Origin of the sequence: Bradyrhizobium sp. (genome assembly GCF_049798375.1) — a bacterium.
Taxonomy (GTDB): domain Bacteria; phylum Pseudomonadota; class Alphaproteobacteria; order Rhizobiales; family Xanthobacteraceae; genus Bradyrhizobium.
On the sequence record NZ_JBARGP010000580.1, the window covers coordinates 1 to 14,935 of the forward strand.

15 protein-coding genes and 1 pseudogene are annotated in these 14,935 nt (G+C 61.0%); 4 read left to right on the plus strand and 12 right to left on the minus strand.

The features are described 5' to 3' along the window. Positions 1-221: 221 nt before the first annotated feature. From WA702_RS23255 to WA702_RS23305, 11 genes are all read right to left on the minus strand, one after another. Positions 222-551 (minus strand): hypothetical protein, encoded by a 330-nt coding sequence (locus WA702_RS23255; RefSeq protein WP_425112906.1) that lies wholly within the window; start codon positions 549-551, stop codon positions 222-224. A 404-nt stretch (positions 552-955) separates the two neighbouring features. Beyond that, positions 956-1,189 carry a hypothetical protein gene (locus tag WA702_RS23260; RefSeq protein WP_425112919.1) on the minus strand — a complete coding sequence of 78 codons (234 nt, stop codon included), beginning with the start codon at positions 1,187-1,189 and terminating at the stop codon, positions 956-958. A 2-nt stretch (positions 1,190-1,191) separates the two neighbouring features. Next, positions 1,192-1,320: a hypothetical protein gene (locus WA702_RS23265; protein WP_425112907.1), complete on the minus strand. Its 129-nt coding sequence runs from the start codon at positions 1,318-1,320 to the stop codon at positions 1,192-1,194. A gap of 978 nt (positions 1,321-2,298) precedes the next feature. Then, positions 2,299-3,198 (minus strand): universal stress protein, encoded by a 900-nt coding sequence (locus WA702_RS23270; protein WP_425112908.1) that lies wholly within the window; start codon positions 3,196-3,198, stop codon positions 2,299-2,301. A gap of 180 nt (positions 3,199-3,378) precedes the next feature. Further along, entirely contained in the window at positions 3,379-3,507 is a 129-nt protein-coding gene (locus tag WA702_RS23275; RefSeq protein WP_425112909.1) for a hypothetical protein, read from the minus strand. 346 nt (positions 3,508-3,853) lie between these two features. Then, positions 3,854-4,201 (minus strand): monovalent cation/H(+) antiporter subunit G, encoded by a 348-nt coding sequence (mnhG, locus tag WA702_RS23280; RefSeq protein WP_425112910.1) that lies wholly within the window; start codon positions 4,199-4,201, stop codon positions 3,854-3,856. Then, the gene (locus WA702_RS23285) at positions 4,198-4,479 is read right to left on the minus strand and encodes a K+/H+ antiporter subunit F (RefSeq protein ID WP_425112911.1); all 282 of its coding nucleotides are present in this window, start codon (positions 4,477-4,479) and stop codon (positions 4,198-4,200) included. Before WA702_RS23285 ends, mnhG begins: the two co-directional genes overlap by 4 nt. After that, a complete protein-coding gene (locus WA702_RS23290; protein ID WP_425112912.1) occupies positions 4,476-4,964 on the minus strand; it encodes a Na+/H+ antiporter subunit E in 489 nt (162 codons plus the stop codon). Before WA702_RS23290 ends, WA702_RS23285 begins: the two co-directional genes overlap by 4 nt. Further along, a complete protein-coding gene (locus WA702_RS23295) occupies positions 4,961-6,580 on the minus strand; it encodes a monovalent cation/H+ antiporter subunit D (RefSeq protein WP_425112913.1) in 1,620 nt (539 codons plus the stop codon). The genes WA702_RS23290 and WA702_RS23295 overlap by 4 nt, the downstream gene beginning before the upstream one ends. Next, a complete protein-coding gene (locus tag WA702_RS23300; RefSeq protein ID WP_425112914.1) occupies positions 6,577-6,918 on the minus strand; it encodes a Na+/H+ antiporter subunit C in 342 nt (113 codons plus the stop codon). Before WA702_RS23300 ends, WA702_RS23295 begins: the two co-directional genes overlap by 4 nt. Continuing rightward, complete coding sequence (locus tag WA702_RS23305) at positions 6,918-9,830, minus strand: monovalent cation/H+ antiporter subunit A (RefSeq protein ID WP_425112915.1); 2,913 nt, start codon at positions 9,828-9,830, stop codon at positions 6,918-6,920. Before WA702_RS23305 ends, WA702_RS23300 begins: the two co-directional genes overlap by 1 nt. Before the next feature lie 780 nt (positions 9,831-10,610). Here WA702_RS23305 and WA702_RS23310 point away from each other — a divergent pair. From WA702_RS23310 to WA702_RS23325, 4 genes are all read left to right on the plus strand, one after another. Next, the gene (locus WA702_RS23310; protein WP_425112916.1) at positions 10,611-10,937 is read left to right on the plus strand and encodes a hypothetical protein; all 327 of its coding nucleotides are present in this window, start codon (positions 10,611-10,613) and stop codon (positions 10,935-10,937) included. A gap of 288 nt (positions 10,938-11,225) precedes the next feature. Then, positions 11,226-11,756: a DUF2231 domain-containing protein gene (locus WA702_RS23315; protein WP_425112917.1), complete on the plus strand. Its 531-nt coding sequence runs from the start codon at positions 11,226-11,228 to the stop codon at positions 11,754-11,756. A 79-nt stretch (positions 11,757-11,835) separates the two neighbouring features. Further along, positions 11,836-12,990 carry a PQQ-dependent sugar dehydrogenase gene (locus WA702_RS23320; protein ID WP_425112918.1) on the plus strand — a complete coding sequence of 385 codons (1,155 nt, stop codon included), beginning with the start codon at positions 11,836-11,838 and terminating at the stop codon, positions 12,988-12,990. 449 nt (positions 12,991-13,439) lie between these two features. Next, complete coding sequence (locus WA702_RS23325) at positions 13,440-14,585, plus strand: OpgC domain-containing protein (RefSeq protein WP_425112920.1); 1,146 nt, start codon at positions 13,440-13,442, stop codon at positions 14,583-14,585. Positions 14,586-14,666: 81 nt separating this feature from the next. Here the strand turns inward: WA702_RS23325 and WA702_RS23330 are convergent. Further along, positions 14,667-14,935 (minus strand): annotated as a pseudogene (locus WA702_RS23330) (integrase core domain-containing protein); the annotation flags it as partial.

Consider the following 14,935-nt stretch of genomic DNA (forward strand, 5'->3'; position numbering starts at 1 on the left):
TATCAGCGACGGCAGGACGTCCTTCACGGGCCCTATATCGACAAGAGGTCCTCGCATCAGAAGCGGCGCGTCTGAATTGACCCCAAGCGCGTCCAGCCGGCCGCGCGGAATGCGCCGCAAGCTCTGGGATCAGAAGGTGACCGGCGCTAGCGTGATCGCACTCAAAGCTCGTGACGAACACAAGCCGTCGTGCTCAATCATCTGCGTGACATCAGCGGCACTCAGTGGCGCCGACCGAGGATGATGCCAGCCAAGAAAGCGATGGCCAGCGAATGCAGCGGCGCTGCGCGCGTCCAATGGGCTAACCGATCCAGCGGCGCACCTGGTTGACGAGCATCCTCGATTGCGTCGGCAACGGTTCTAGTCGTGGCCTGCACGGTAGCCGCGGCCGTTTGAACAGCTTCCTTGGCCTGCTCGAGCTTTCCTGGTCCGTCGAGGGATTCGTCCGCGCCGCTCATCTTGGTCTCTCCATCGGTTTTGAAACCAATGGTCAGTGCAGGCGAAGGTTCCCGCGCGGCGGAACGTCCGCTGCGCGTCGTCGCCGAGCTCATGGGACGGCATCCGCCGACCAGCGATCTCGTGGGATGTTCGGTGGAAATCATCTTCTCGCAGACCGAGCGCAAAGCTGAGGTCACTGAAGGAAAATGGGTGGGCACGACAGGGGCGAGAGAGTCGGAAACAAGATCAATGACTTATGAACCCTTTCGGCTAAGTGAGACGGCTTGATCGCAAACGGAAATTTGCTGCAATTCCCGCACCTATCGAACGGGTCAAGCCGGTGCAGGTCGAAAGTCAATCTTGGGTCCTCCCGGCTGGCTAGGGCCAGCACCGACTGACGTGTCTGTCCCGCTCACATCAACCCAAGCCACTGCAGAGCATACCAAGCGGCCACCACGATCAGCACCATGGCGGCGACTACTAGGGCTTCGCGCCGGAGCCGACGTTCAAGAGAATCTCATGAGATATCTCCGCCACGCGGCCGACTTGGAGCCCCTTTTTCAGGCGTTGAGTGCGGCTTGTTCCAGAAATACTCGCGATTACGGGTCGTAGCGTGCGCGTACTGGTCGATCGCGACGATGATTGCCTGGACATGGTGATAGCACCATCCCTCGCGAGTGCCGATGCGCCGAGCTTCGGCCAGCGCCTTCATGAATTCCGACGGGTCGTCGTTGTCGCTGAAATATTGCATCTTCACCAGCGGCGGCGTCCGAGCACCTTGCCGTGCATCGCGCTCGGCCGTGTCGCCATGAGACGGTTGCGCTCACCGATCAGACCGTCGAGGCGGGCAAGCTGCCGTGACAGCACGAGCTCACCGTCCACGGTCGAGCGTCCGGCTCGCTGAAGCGTAGCGATGGCCCGGCGCTGTCGGTCCGCGAGCTTCGCGCGCGACCGATCTCCGCATGGCAGGATGCCAAATCCGCCAGGGTCTCACCTTCTGAAATCGTTGGATGGAACACTGGAAGATAAAGAGAACATAGAGTCGAGTCCGGAAGGCACACTACGACGAGGCTTTGTGATCTTTTCAGTTTTCGGGGGCGAGGCTGGCCACTTGATCCTATCATCGAGACGAGCAGCCTTGTTCGTTCTACCGCGGCGCGCGCCGGCTGGCGCGGGTCCGTGAGTTCGGTGACAGAAACCGCTGCAAAACTTTGATGGTATGTCGGAAAGTCGATCGGCGCTGCCGAATCTCAGCAGAGCGGGCTGACGCTAAACCACGTCCGGTGAGTGGGCCCTTGAGGAAGTTGGCCGGGCTTCAGTCGGGACTTGAGTTTTCGCGTTCCAGGAGGGCCCTTGCACCTTCACGCAAGCAGCCGTCGCCGCTCGAATGTGGCGATTGCCGTAAAGATGTCGCCGCGGGCAGCATTCAGGTCCTTTCTGAATCAAGAACCTCAACTCGGCTCGCTTTTGGTGGTACGCATCTGCCACCAAATTTCACGCAAAAGACGGCCGGTCGCCTGCAAAATGCGGAGATTGCTAATGCCGAAAGAACACGAAACATCGGAGCAGAGAGAAAAGCGAGAACTGGACGAGGAGTTGGACCGGCAACTGCGGGAAACTTTTCCGGCCAGCGATCCTCCAAAAATCACGCGACCAACCAAACGAACCGTACGGAAGTGGTCTGTCCGCGACACTTAGCGAACGCGCCGCTGAGTCATCCCGGAAGAACCTCGGGCAGCGTTGCGACACGACGCTCCGCGGACATACGAGTGCCCGCGGATGCCACGTTTTTACGAGTATCCCGTGTCCTGGTGCTGAATGAGAGCCTCGCTTCTCCCGGCGAGCGCGAAGTCTTCCGCGTCATGCCTCAGAATAGGCAGCAGTCGCCACCTTTGAAGACCTGAGGTCACGGCGGTCGGGAGGGACGACCAGAACGTCCACGTTCGTGCACCCTAGAACTTCTTCGGTGACGCTCCCAATCAACGCTCGGAGCAATCCGGATCGGCCGTGAGTACCCAGTACGAGCATGTCTGGCCGCTTTTCCGCAACAGCGCGCGCGATCATCTGCATGGGCCCACCCTCGCCGACGCGAAGACACCATCGCTGCGTGCCGAACTCATGGGTCACGAGAAAATTGCTCATGTCCTCCATTGCCCTGTGACGCTCGCTCTCGAGATATCCGCTGATGACCTCCGCGCTTGCGCCGGAGCTGATCAACCGGGTCTTGCCCGATGGCGAGAAGGCGTGAAGAAGTGTCGCTCCGCCTTCTAAAAGCCCGGCGGACAGGCCGAAGCGGATCGCGTCGGCCGATGTCTCCGACATGTCGACCGGCACCAGAACCCGTTCGTAGTGCCGCTGCGCCTCATTATTCACCATGAGCACCGGATACTTTCCTCGGCGAATGACGCGCTCGATCGTGGTCCCTGTGAAGATGTCGCGCAGAAACTGCTTGCGATGGGCCCCCATCACAATGAGGTCGGCGCCGACCGCGGCGCTCGCGCGCAAGATCCCGTCGAAGGGGTGCCCCCTGATTACGATCGGATGGCAACGCGCGTCGTGCAGCTCGGGCATGGACCCGATCTGCTCAACCAGCACGCGCTGAGCCTCCCGCTCTTCCATGCGGACAAGATCGTCCGGCTGGTCTTCATCAACGACGTGAACAAGGTGCAGCTCGGCACCGCGAGCGCGAGCCAAAAGTCCGGCTTGACGTAAGGCGCGATGGGAACGCGTAGAAAAATCGGTCGCAGTGACGATGATCATGTCAGAACCCTTGTATGGCTAACCGCGCCGATTCGATCTCGGCAAGGCGGCGATTTGATTGCTTCTAGGCCGGCTCATGACGCGGCAACGCGCAAACGGCCCCGAGATGCGGAGCGCGCTGGCGTGTCGCCGTCAAAACCGTATGCGTGGTGGGGCGAGGTGGCAAAGCACCTTGCAGCGTCACCCTTCGGGATGATGCCGGATCGGCGATGGACGGCGAGAGAATGCGTCACGGAAACCGTCGGAATCATAAGTCCTGATGAACAGGATCCACGAGGTCAGGACGAGCAGTGCGAAAAAGACAGACATGAAGAACTCCCGGCTTGGTCAGAATCGTTGTTTGCCGCGCCCGGGCGATGCGGAATCGCCCGGGTTACCGGCCGATTTGCAGCCGGTTCTCCCGAATTCTGTCTGGTCGCACGTTGGTCATCTCGTCCTTTGTTGGGATGCTGCCGGTTTCTCGTGCGCATCCGCATGATTAGGCTACCGCGACAGCCCAACCACTGGGCTTGAAAGTCGCGGCAAAAGCGAGCGCGGCTCAGCATCTTGCCTATGCTGAACTTAGGCATGCGCCGCGAGAGATCAATTGCGACATTTAGCCAGTCTCGACCGGCGCGGGGCCGCCGCCTGGAACCGGCGCGGGGCAGCGCTCGCACTACCTCTCGTCTGGTTCAACCAGCTGCGCCCGTTCGGCGGTGTCGCGAAAACGGGCTGCGCCGACCAGAACGGTCAGCGCGATCGGGGTGGTCGCGGCGCCGAGTGCGACAATCAGGATTTCGTGCAGCACCAGTCTGCTCTGCAGAACCGAGAAGAAGACCATCGAAGCAGCCGCGATGAAGACGGTGCCGAGCGTCGTTCCGAGCGTCGGCGCATGAACTCGCTCGTAGAATGTGCCTAGCCGCAAAAGGCCGAGCGAGCCGATCACGGTGACGGCGGCGCCCATCAAAAGGAGGACCGCCGTGATGACGGCAGCCCAGGGCGGCAAATGCTCGACGCCGCTCATTCGATCACCTCGCCGCGAAGGAGGAACTTGGCGAGGGCAACCGTCCCGACGAAACCGAACAGAGCCATCGCCAGAGCCGCCTCGAAATAGAGCTCCTCGCCGGTGCGAATCCCGAACGTCAGAAGCAACAACATCGCGTTGACGGACAATGTGTCGAAACCGAGAACGCGATCCGGCGCGCGCGGTCCGAGGAAGATGCGCAAAGCGCCGCAGCCGATCGCCAATCCCAGCAACACCTGCGTGGCGAGGAGTGAGTAGGTCAGCACGAGCTGGCTCATTCGAATATCTCCAGCAGATGACGTTCGTAGCGGTCCTTGACGGTGCGGATCCACTCCTCTTGATCGACGAGGTCCAGAACGTGGATCATCAACGTCGCTTTCTGAGCGTCGAAATTCACCCACAGCGTCCCTGGGGTCGATGTAATGATGCAGGCGAGCGAGGCCAACCCGTAGGGGTCCCGCATGTCGAGGGGAATCTCCACGAAACCCGCCCTGCGCTGTCGCCGCCCCAAACCGAGAACGATCCGTCCCACCGCCAAGTTCGAGCGGACGATATCGACGGCAACAAGTCGTAACAGCCGCAGAATCACGGCCGGTCGCTTGACCCGCACGCGCGGCAATTCCAACACGGTCATGATCCGTCCGCCGACGAGCGCGATCACGCAGCCAAGCAGGACGTGCCCGAAGCTGACCGCTTGATTGAGCAGCAGCCACAATGCGAGGAGGCAGAAGCTGACGATCGGAAAAGGCAGCAGGCGTGTCATTTGCCCTCCGCTTGTCGGCTGCCCCAGGCGCCATTGTCCAGGACGTCGCTGACGTAGCCGGCCGGTGCGTGTAGGGATTGCGCCGTGGCCTGCATGAAGCGCATCACGGGACCAGCCAAAACCGTTTGCGCAGCGCAGATGAACAGCAGGAACATGATCGGCGCCATCTCGATTACGCGCACGCGCGGCACCGTGCGATCGAGCGAGGCCCAGAAGATACGGATTCCCGCGCGTGCCATCGCGACCAGCGTCGCGAAACCCGACAGGACCAGCACTGCGAGCAGCGCCCATCCGTTGCCGGGAATCGCGCCACCCGGGTGATCGGCTGGATGAAGCGCCGCCGCGAGCAGAGCGAATTTGGCGATGAATCCGGACAGCGGCGGCAGGCCCGCGATGACGAGCGCGCAGCCGATGAAAGCGATGCCGAGCAATCCCATGGTCGCCACGATGGTGATGCCGACTTCCTCCTCGGCTTCGTCGGCCTCGTCCGCTTCTCCGTAAGCTTCCCGGGTGACGGCGATCATGTCCGCTCCAGGCTCGCGACCGCGCTCGATAAGCTCGACGAGGAGAAAGAAAGCGCTGATGCCGAGCGTCGAGCTGACCAGGTAGAAGAGCGCTCCACTTGTGACGCCGACCTGTCTGATCCCCGTGGCGGCGAGCACCGTTCCGGAGGATATGAGCACCGAAAAGCCGCCGAGCCGAGCGGTGTCCTGCGAAGCCAGCGTGCCGATCGCTCCGAACAGGATGGTCGCCAGTCCGCCCCACAACAGCCACTCCTGGCCGAAGCCGGCCGATGCGCCGGCGTCATCGCCGAACAGGAGAAGCGACAGGCGCAGCACGACATAGACGCCGACCTTCGTCATGATCGCAAAGATCGACGCCACTGGCGGACTGGCGGCTGCGTAGGCGGTCGGCAGCCAGAAGTTCAAGGGCCACATTCCGGCCTTGAGCAGGAAGGCGACTGCCAGCACGCCCGCACCTGCTTCGAGCAACCCGCGGCTCTCGGCCGCCACTGCCGGCACCCGGGCCGCGAGATCGGCCATGTTGAGCGTTCCGGTCACGCCATAAATCAGGCTGACCCCGATCAGAAACAGCAGTGAGGCGGCCAGGTTGATGACGATGTAGTGCAGTCCGGCCTTCACCCGTGCAAGGCCGGATCCGTGCAGCAGAAGCCCGTACGACGCCGCCAGCAACAACTCGAAGAACACGAACAGATTGAAGAGATCGCCCGTGAGGAACGCGCCATTGAGCCCCATCAGCAGAAACTGAAACAGCGAATGGAAATGCGCGCCTGCCCGGCGCCAGCGCGCAAGGGAGTACACCACTGACGCCAGCGCGAGGACATTGGTCAGCAGCAGCATCAGTGCCGACAATCGATCGAGAACGAGGACAATTCCGAACGGCGCATGCCAATTGCCTAGCTGATAGACGTCCCTGGTGCCGGCAGCGGAGACTCCCAGCAGGAGCGTGGCAATGCAAACGAGGGCGATGGTTGCGCCGACATTCAGACCGGCGACGATCGACCGGTGCCTCTCTCCGTTGAGCAGCAGCATGCCGGCACCTGTCAGCAGGGGCAGAAGGATCGGCGCAATGACCAGACCAGAGCCGCCGCTCACGCTTCCGGCTCCTGGCCGTCGACATGATCGGTTCCGGCGAGGCCGCGGGATGCCAGCAGCACCACCAGGAACAGCGCGGTGGTCGCGAAACTGATGACGATTGCAGTCAGCACCAGGGCTTGCGGGAGCGGATCGGCAAAACTGCCGGCATCTCCAACCTCCTTTGCGTTCAGGACCGGAGCCCCGCTCCGCACCCGCCCCATGGCCACGATGAAGAGATTGACGGAGTAGGAGAGCAACGACAGTCCGACGATGACCTGGAACGTGCGTGGCCTGAGGATCAGCCACACGCCGGACGCGGCAAGCGTCCCGATCCCGATCGCCAGCACGAGTTCCATCAGACCAGATCCTCCTTCGATCGTACGCGTTGGCCGATCTGCGACGGACTTCCGTAGCGCCGCAACGATTGATGCGCGATCGCGATCAGCATCAGCACCGTGGCGCCAACCACAAGGGCGAACACGCCCAGGTCGAACAGGAAGGCGCTGGCCATGGGGACGCGCCCGACCAGCGGCAGCTCGGCATAAGCAAAGTACGAGGTCAGGAAGGGATATCCGAGAACGCAGGCAGCGGCTCCCGTGCATGCTGCGAGGAGCAGCCCGAAGCCCATCCAGCGCACCGGCATGACGTGAAGACGAGCTTCCACCCACGTCGTGCCGCGAGCCATGTATTGCAGGATGAATGCGGCTGCCATGGCGACGCCGGCGACGAAGCCTCCGCCAGGAAGGTCGTGCCCGCGCAACAGCAGGAAGACCGCAACCACGCCGATCACGGGAAACATCAGCCTCATCATTAACGCCGCGATCTCCGTCGTGTCCTTAGCGGTGTCACCCTTCTGTCGGTCGGGATGTGCCTCGTCGTGGGTGTCCTGGGCGTGCTGCTGTTCCGGAACGGGAATGCTCTCCAGCGCCGGACGGAAGCGGCGTAACAGCGCATAGACGGTGAGCGCAACGACGGCGAGCACCGTGATCTCACCCATTGTGTCGAATCCGCGGAAGTCCACCAGGATGACGTTGACCACGTTGGTCCCGCCGCCTTTGGCATGGGCGTTTTCGACGAAGTATCGCGAGATGCTGTTAGTATCAGGGTGCTGCATGGCTGCAAACGCCAGCGTGGCGAGCCCGATCCCGACGAAGAGCGCGATGGCGAAATCACGCACGCGGTGCCATCGAATTCTGTGGGTTGCCGCTTCCAGCCCGGCCGGTGCGATACGTTTGGGCAACCATCGCAAGCCGAGCAACAGGAGGACCGTCGTGACCGTCTCGACGAGGATCTGTGTCAGTGCCACGTCGGGTGCCGACAACCATACGAAGCTAACGCAGGTCACGAGTCCGGCAGACCCGAGAAAGATCAGCGCGACGACGCGATGGAACTTGGCCTGAACCGCAGCGCCGATCGCACAAGCGGCGCCGATTATCCAAAGCAAAGCGAAGGCCAGGTCGAATTGGCCTCCTAGGGGATCCGCCAGTGAGATGCTGCGCGAATAGAGCGGCAGCAGGGCAGCGAGAAAGGCGGTGGCGGCCAAGACTCTCAATTGCGGCTGGAGATGTCTCGTCCCAAGCTTGCTCTCAAGCCAGCGCGCAAGACGCCAGGATAACGTCACCATCATCCAGTCAAATATCTGCTTGCCGCTGAGACGGCGAAGCAAGGGCGGGCCCTCGTTGACGAGAAGGTAGGAGCGCAGCATCACATAAACGCCGACCCCACCGACCATCGCCAGAATGCTCATCAGCAATTCGGGCGTGAAGCCGTGCCAGAGAGCCAAGCTGTACACCGGCATCTTGGAGCCGAGGACGGCTCCAGCCGCGGTGTCGAGAATCGGTGCAACGGTCAAGGCCGGAGCGATGCCGACCACGACACATGCCAGGACGAGAAGCTCGGTCGGAAGCCGCATCAGAAGCGGGGGTTCGTGAGGCGTACGCGGGAGACCTACGGGCGCCGGGCCGAAGAACACATCGCGAATGAACCGCAGTGAATAGGCAACGGTGAAGGTGCTGGCCGCCGTGACGATGTAAGGAAGCGCTTGATCGAGAAGCGAATTGTCATGGACCTCGATTGTCTCGGCGAAGAACATCTCCTTCGAGAGGAAGCCATTCAGCAGCGGTACGCCGGCCATCGACCCTGCTGCGACCATGGCCAGGGTCGCGGTGATCGGCATGAAAGCGTACAGACCGCTCAAGCGTCGGATGTCGCGCGTGCCGGTCTCGTGATCGATGATGCCGGCAGCCATGAAGAGGGACGCCTTGAAGGTGGCATGGTTCATGATGTGAAAGATCGCTGCGATCTGCCCGAACGGCGTGTCCAGTCCGGTCAACAGCGTGATCAGGCCGAGATGGCTGATCGTCGAGTAGGCAAGCAGCCCCTTCAGATCCTGCTGGAACACCGCGAGAAAGGCGCCCAGGAGAAAAGTGATCAACCCGGCCGATCCCACCAGCCATAACCATTCGTTCGAGCCGCCGAGCGCGGGCCAGAGTCTGACCAGAAGGAAGACGCCCGCCTTCACCATTGTTGCCGAATGCAGATAAGCGGATACGGGGGTCGGAGCCGCCATCGCGTGCGGAAGCCAGAAATGAAACGGAAACTGCGCGCTTTTGCTCAGCGCACCGATCAGGATCAGCACGAGTGCTGGAACATAGAGTTCATGAGAGCGGATCGTCTCTCCTGAGGTCAAAACCTTATCGAGGTCATAGCTGCCGACGATGTGGCCGATCAACAAGACGCCGGCGAAAAGGCAAAGCCCGCCACTCGAGGTAATCACCAGCGCCATCCGCGCGCCGTCACGCGCAGCCGAATTATGATGCCAGTAGCTGATCAGCAGGAACGAAAGAAGGCTGGTCAGCTCCCAGAAGAACACGAGCTGGAGCAGGTTGCCGGAGAGCACGATGCCCAGCATTGCCCCCATGAAAGCAAGCAGCAGGGAAAAGAACCGAGGCACGGGGTCGCTGGGCGACATGTAATAGTGGGCATACAGCACCACCAGAAAGCCAATCCCGGTGATCAGCATGGCGAAGGCCCAAGCGAAGCCGTCGAGTCTCAGTGCGAATGAAAGCCCAAGTTCGGCAATCCACTCCGTGCGCCAACCAAGGACGCCTCCGTTCGTCACGCTCGGATAGGCCGCAGCCATGAGGCAGAAAGCCGTAAGTGCGATGCCGCCGGCGAGCCATGCCTCGGCGGTGCGCGCATCGGTCCGCAGGAATGCCGCAATGAAGCCTCCGGCGAACGGAAGGACGAGAACGGCAAGAAGGAACATTTGCGTTCGTTGCCCCAGCTGCAAGGTGGAGGGTATATGCTACCCTCGTTACTTAGCCGAGACAGACGGATATCGCCACTGTAAGGTTTGGCGCCGGTGTGCGAGGTCGACCGAAGCCGCGGTTCTGCCCCGGGCCCCCTGACCAGCACTCGTTCACAATTGAACGATCCAATGAGGAAAAGTGCCAACCACGGCAGCAATTGCTGCCGCTAGAGCGCCAAGAAAAGCGTACAAGCCCCAGAGCGCAACTACCGCCAGCCGCTTAGCGCAACGGCCTCGCCGTCTTGGGGTACACTAAATTCGGAGCGGCGTCGTATGTTACGATGCCAATCGTTGTTCCATTGCGGGCGGAGCCAGCGCAATATAAACGATGTGTTGCGGAGTTGGGGCTCCCATTCACGTCAAACGGCGGTCCTACCGATTGAGGCGATCAGAAGGTTGCCCGCTCAGATGCGCGGACTGCCAGATTGTCCGGCGTACCATGCGTGCACAACTATGTAGGTGGGTAGACTGCTTCACCTAGCGGTGGTCTTCCACTCCGGCTTCCGTGTTGCACGCGACTGTGCGGTTTCGCCGCAATGTCGCCGATGGGCTGGGGCACTACATTACGTGTGCTATGGCTTATACCGTCATCATTGATACGCGCACGGCGCGTTTTGATCTTCACGCCGGCCTCCTTCACGCAGGCGGTTAGCCGGACGGTGTGCGCGCCGTCCGGGCTAATTTCCAGCTTTCGTGGTCTCACCCGCGAGATCGTATTGAAGCCGAAGGAGGTTGGTCATGCTGCCTCTTCCAAAAATCGCTCTCCCCGCATCTGACTATCCGAGGCTCGAACAGCTCGCCCGCCTTGCCGCCCAGCAAGGAAACTTGGACGGCATCTTCCTTATGGGTGAGATCAACAGGGCCGAGATCGTACCCGATGAGCCGGAGGATCTCCCCTCATTCGCGACCATAGGATCGTGGGTCACCTATTCCACCAACTGGGGCGTTCCTCGGCGGACCGTCCAACTGGTCTGGCCCGACGCGGGCCAAGCGGATCCGGCGGAATCGCTCTGTCGACCCTTCTGGGAGCCATATTGTTGCTCACCGGCGCCGGGGCTCTCGTAATTTGGCGAGCGGCCTCCGGTGTGGAAATGGGAAAGCATGGCTGGATAGCCCTTGGTCTCGGAACATTGTTCTCTCTGCTAGTCGGTTGCGGGCTAATGGCTCTCATGTTCTTGGCAGTCGCAGCGGTCACGACGATGTCGCGGACCCCTTCCGTCGGAGAGACGCCAAACAGTTGCAGCGCGCCCCTGTAAAGACTGGTGGATCGTCGCTGCCGGAAAGCATTTGGCTCTTTGGAACTAAAGGACGGCCATTGAGTCTCTGGTTCGGGCAACCCGTGCCGGGGCCCGAATGCTGGAGGCGCTCGTGGCCGCCGCGACTTTTCCCTTCAGACCGCTCCGCCCGATCCACGCGATTTTCCTCGCGTTCCCCTTGCCTCTATTTCTTGCCGCGCTCGTCAGCGACTTTGCGTATTGGTCGACTTTCCAAGTGCAGTGGACCAATTTCTCGTCCTGGCTCATCGCTGCAGGCTTGGTTGGTGGCGGCTTTGCTCTGATTTGCGCGTTGATCGGCCTGCTGAGCGTGCAGGTGGCTCCGGACAGGAAGCGAATAGCCTATCTCATCGTGCTGTCCGTGATGTGGGTGCTCGGCTTTATCGACGCGTTTGTCCACGCTAAGGACGCCCACGCGACTATGCCGGAAGACCTTTCTCTGTCTGCTCTCGTTAGGCTCCTGGCGCTCATTTCCTGTTGGATCGGATATTCCGGATTTCATGCGGGAGAAGCGGCATGGCGTTGGTACCTCCTGATAGCTGCGCTCGCTATCGCTCTCTCGGGCTGCGATGAGGATCCCCGGACCGCTGCAGTACGGCCCGAATCCTAATCTGCCAGAACCGCAGCGCGGCCTTCTGCCGCAAATGACAATCCCAAGGCTGGTCCTTCAGAGCGAGGTGCCCCCCCGAGTGCGCAACGGATACACGATCAGGGCCATTGCGACGAACCTAATGATTCCGCGGCAAACTCTTGTTCTTCCCAATGGGGATATTCTCGTGGCGGAGGGCACGGGAGGGGGCGCACCCGCCCTTCGCCCAAAGGATTCCATTGCAAACTACATCAAGAGCTTGGGCAAAAGTAGTGTCAAGGGTGGCAATCGGTTGACGCTATTGCAGGACGTAGATGGCGATGGCAGCTACAAAAAGCAGGTGGTTTTCGCGGACAATCTCAATGCGCCCTACGGGCTCGCGTTGATCCGTGGTACACTCTACGTCGCCAACCAGGACGCGGTCGTCCGGTTCGACTATCGTGACGGTCAGACGCAGGCAAGTGGCGCGCCGATAAAGGTCGCCGACCTTCCTTCGGCGATTAATCATCACTGGACGAAGGCTATGACGGCAAGCTCCGATGGCCGCTTCTTCTACGTCGGCATCGGATCAAACAGCAACATCACCGAACGCGGGATGGATGTCGAGGCCAACAGAGAGATGGTGTGGCAGACCGATGCCCAATCCGGTGCGCACAAGCCCTATGCAACGGGCCTCCGCAATCCCACCGCCCTCACTATTCAGCCGGGAACGGATCAACTCTGGGCAGTCGTGAACGAGCGCGACGAAATCGGACCCAACCTGGTGCCTGACTACCTGGCTGCAGTCCGAGAAGGCGCCTTTTACGGCTGGGCTTACAGCTATTGGGGTCACAACGTCGATCCGCGCGCGCAACCTCGGGATCCTCAGAAGGTCGCCTCGGCTATCCGGCCGGACTACGGTTTGGGATCGCATGTCGCCGCCCTTGGCGTCGCCTTCTCGACGCCCGCCATGGGAGCGGATTTCGCGGATGGAGTTTTCATTGGCGAGCACGGTAGCTGGAATCGCAGCGTGCCGGTCGGCTATCAGGTGGTTTTCGTACCGTTCAAAGACGGACAACCCGCCGGCAGTCCAATGGAATTCGTTTCTGGCTTCCTGGGTGACGACGGCAAAGTGCGAGGACGACCGGTCGGAGTGACGGTAGATCCGCGTGGGGCCTTGATTGTTGCCGACGACCTATCGAACACGGTCTGGAGAATCGCCAAAGAGCAAAAGCCGGCAGCATCGGGTCAAAGTCAGCCGATCCGAACCCGTTGACGATATGGTCCAGGATGCTTAAAGCGCGCTCGAAGCCAAATGCGGTCCAGTCAAATAATAACGCGGGGAGCCAGTCTTAGGTCGGGCCGCCGGGATCGTGTCCCATGGCGTGGAGTAGCTGGCGGCCGGTCACCGCGTCCGCAGGCACGGGTCGTGTAGGTCAATTGGCGATAGCCGTGAGGCTGACGTCGGGATCAGCTCAGCAGGGCGATCGTTTCCGGGTCATATCGCGAGCGCGCTGGACGGCTCATTTATCGTTTTCCTCGAGCAGGATTTCGCGCGGCGGGGCGATGGGCGTCCTCGTTGGGGAAGATGCCGACCACCCTGGGTCCGCCGCTTGACTCGCCGTTGATGCGCTCGGTCGGATAGGTGGAGTGCAGTTCGGTTCGGTGTCCGTAAGGTCAAACCATCGACCTGGGCGGCACAGCAGGCTAAAATGGTGTGATATGATGAGGATCCGGACGCAATTGCCGCCTAGAGGTCGGGACTACAGACTCGACCTGTTCCGCGGGTTCGCCAACTGGGCGATCTACCTCGACCACATACCAAACAATGCGGTCAACTGGCTTACCCAACGCAACTACGGCTTCAGCGACGCGGCCGATCTGTTCGTCTTCATCTCAGGCTACACCGCTTCATTCGTCTACGCGCGAATGATGCTCGAGCGAGGGTTCGTCGTCGCCGGCAGTCGCCTCATAAGACGCGCGTGGCAAATCTACGTCGCCCATATCATTTTGTTCGTCATGTACATCGCGGAGGTCGGATTTCTCGCTCATCGCTATGGCAATCCGAATCTCGAGAACGAGTTCAATGTTGCAGGCTTCATGGCCAATCCGGCGGAAACCCTCTACCAGGGACTGATTCTCTCGTTCAAACCCGTCAACATGGACGTGCTGCCTCTGTATATCTTGCTCATGGTCATCTTTCCTCCGGTCTTGTGGACGTTGTTGCGGCTGCCGAACCTGACCCTGACAGCCTCGTTCCTTCTCTATGTGGCAGCCCGCCACTTCGATTGGAATCTAGCCGCCTTCCCGACCGGAGTCTGGTACTTTAATCCATTCTGCTGGCAGTTTCTCTTCGTGTTCGGCGGATGGTTTGCACTCGGCGGCTCGATCGAGGCAAGGCCGTTGATCCGGTCGCGCGCCCTGTTCTGGTTCGGCTGCGGCTACTTGCTGTTCGCATTCGTCATGACGGTGTCGGGACGATTCCCGCAGATCGCTCACTTGATGCCGGCATGGCTCTACGATGCGTTCAATCCCAACGACAAGACCAACCTTGCACCTTACCGGCTCGTCCATTTCATCGTCCTGGCCTTCTTCATCAATAGGTTCGTGCCGCGCGACTGGCCGGGCCTCGGATGGCCGATATTCCGGCCGCTCATCAAGTGCGGGCAGCAATCGCTGGAGGTCTTCTGCGTCGGCGTCTTCCTCGCCGTGGGTGCGCACGTCGCGCTCGTCGAGGTCTCCGATGCGATCTGGATGCAGGTCGTGGTCAGTGTCGTCGGCATAGCGCTGTTGATCGCGGTCGCCTACTACCGCTCATGGTCAAAGAAGGCCGACAAGCCAAAAGCGCCGACGCCCGTGATCAGGGCCTGACGACCACGCGGTGGGTTATCCGGCCATCCGGCCTCAGCGCTTCGAACCGCGCCAGGTTTTCCGGAGGCCAGTTGGTTTAAGTTATGCCGCCATGGTGCTTTGTTCCAGCATGGCGTAGTAGCGTTGCTCGGCCTCGGCAGGCGGGATGTTGCCGATGGGCTCGAGGAGCCGTCGCGTATTGAACCAGTCCACCCATTCCAAGGTTGCGAACTCGACGGCCTCGAAACCACGCCATGGCCCGCGCCGATGGATCACCTCAGCCTTGTAGAGACCGTTGATGGTTTCGGCGAGAGCGTTGTCATAGGAATTCTCCGACGCTGCCGACAGACCGCTCAACACCAGCTTCAGCC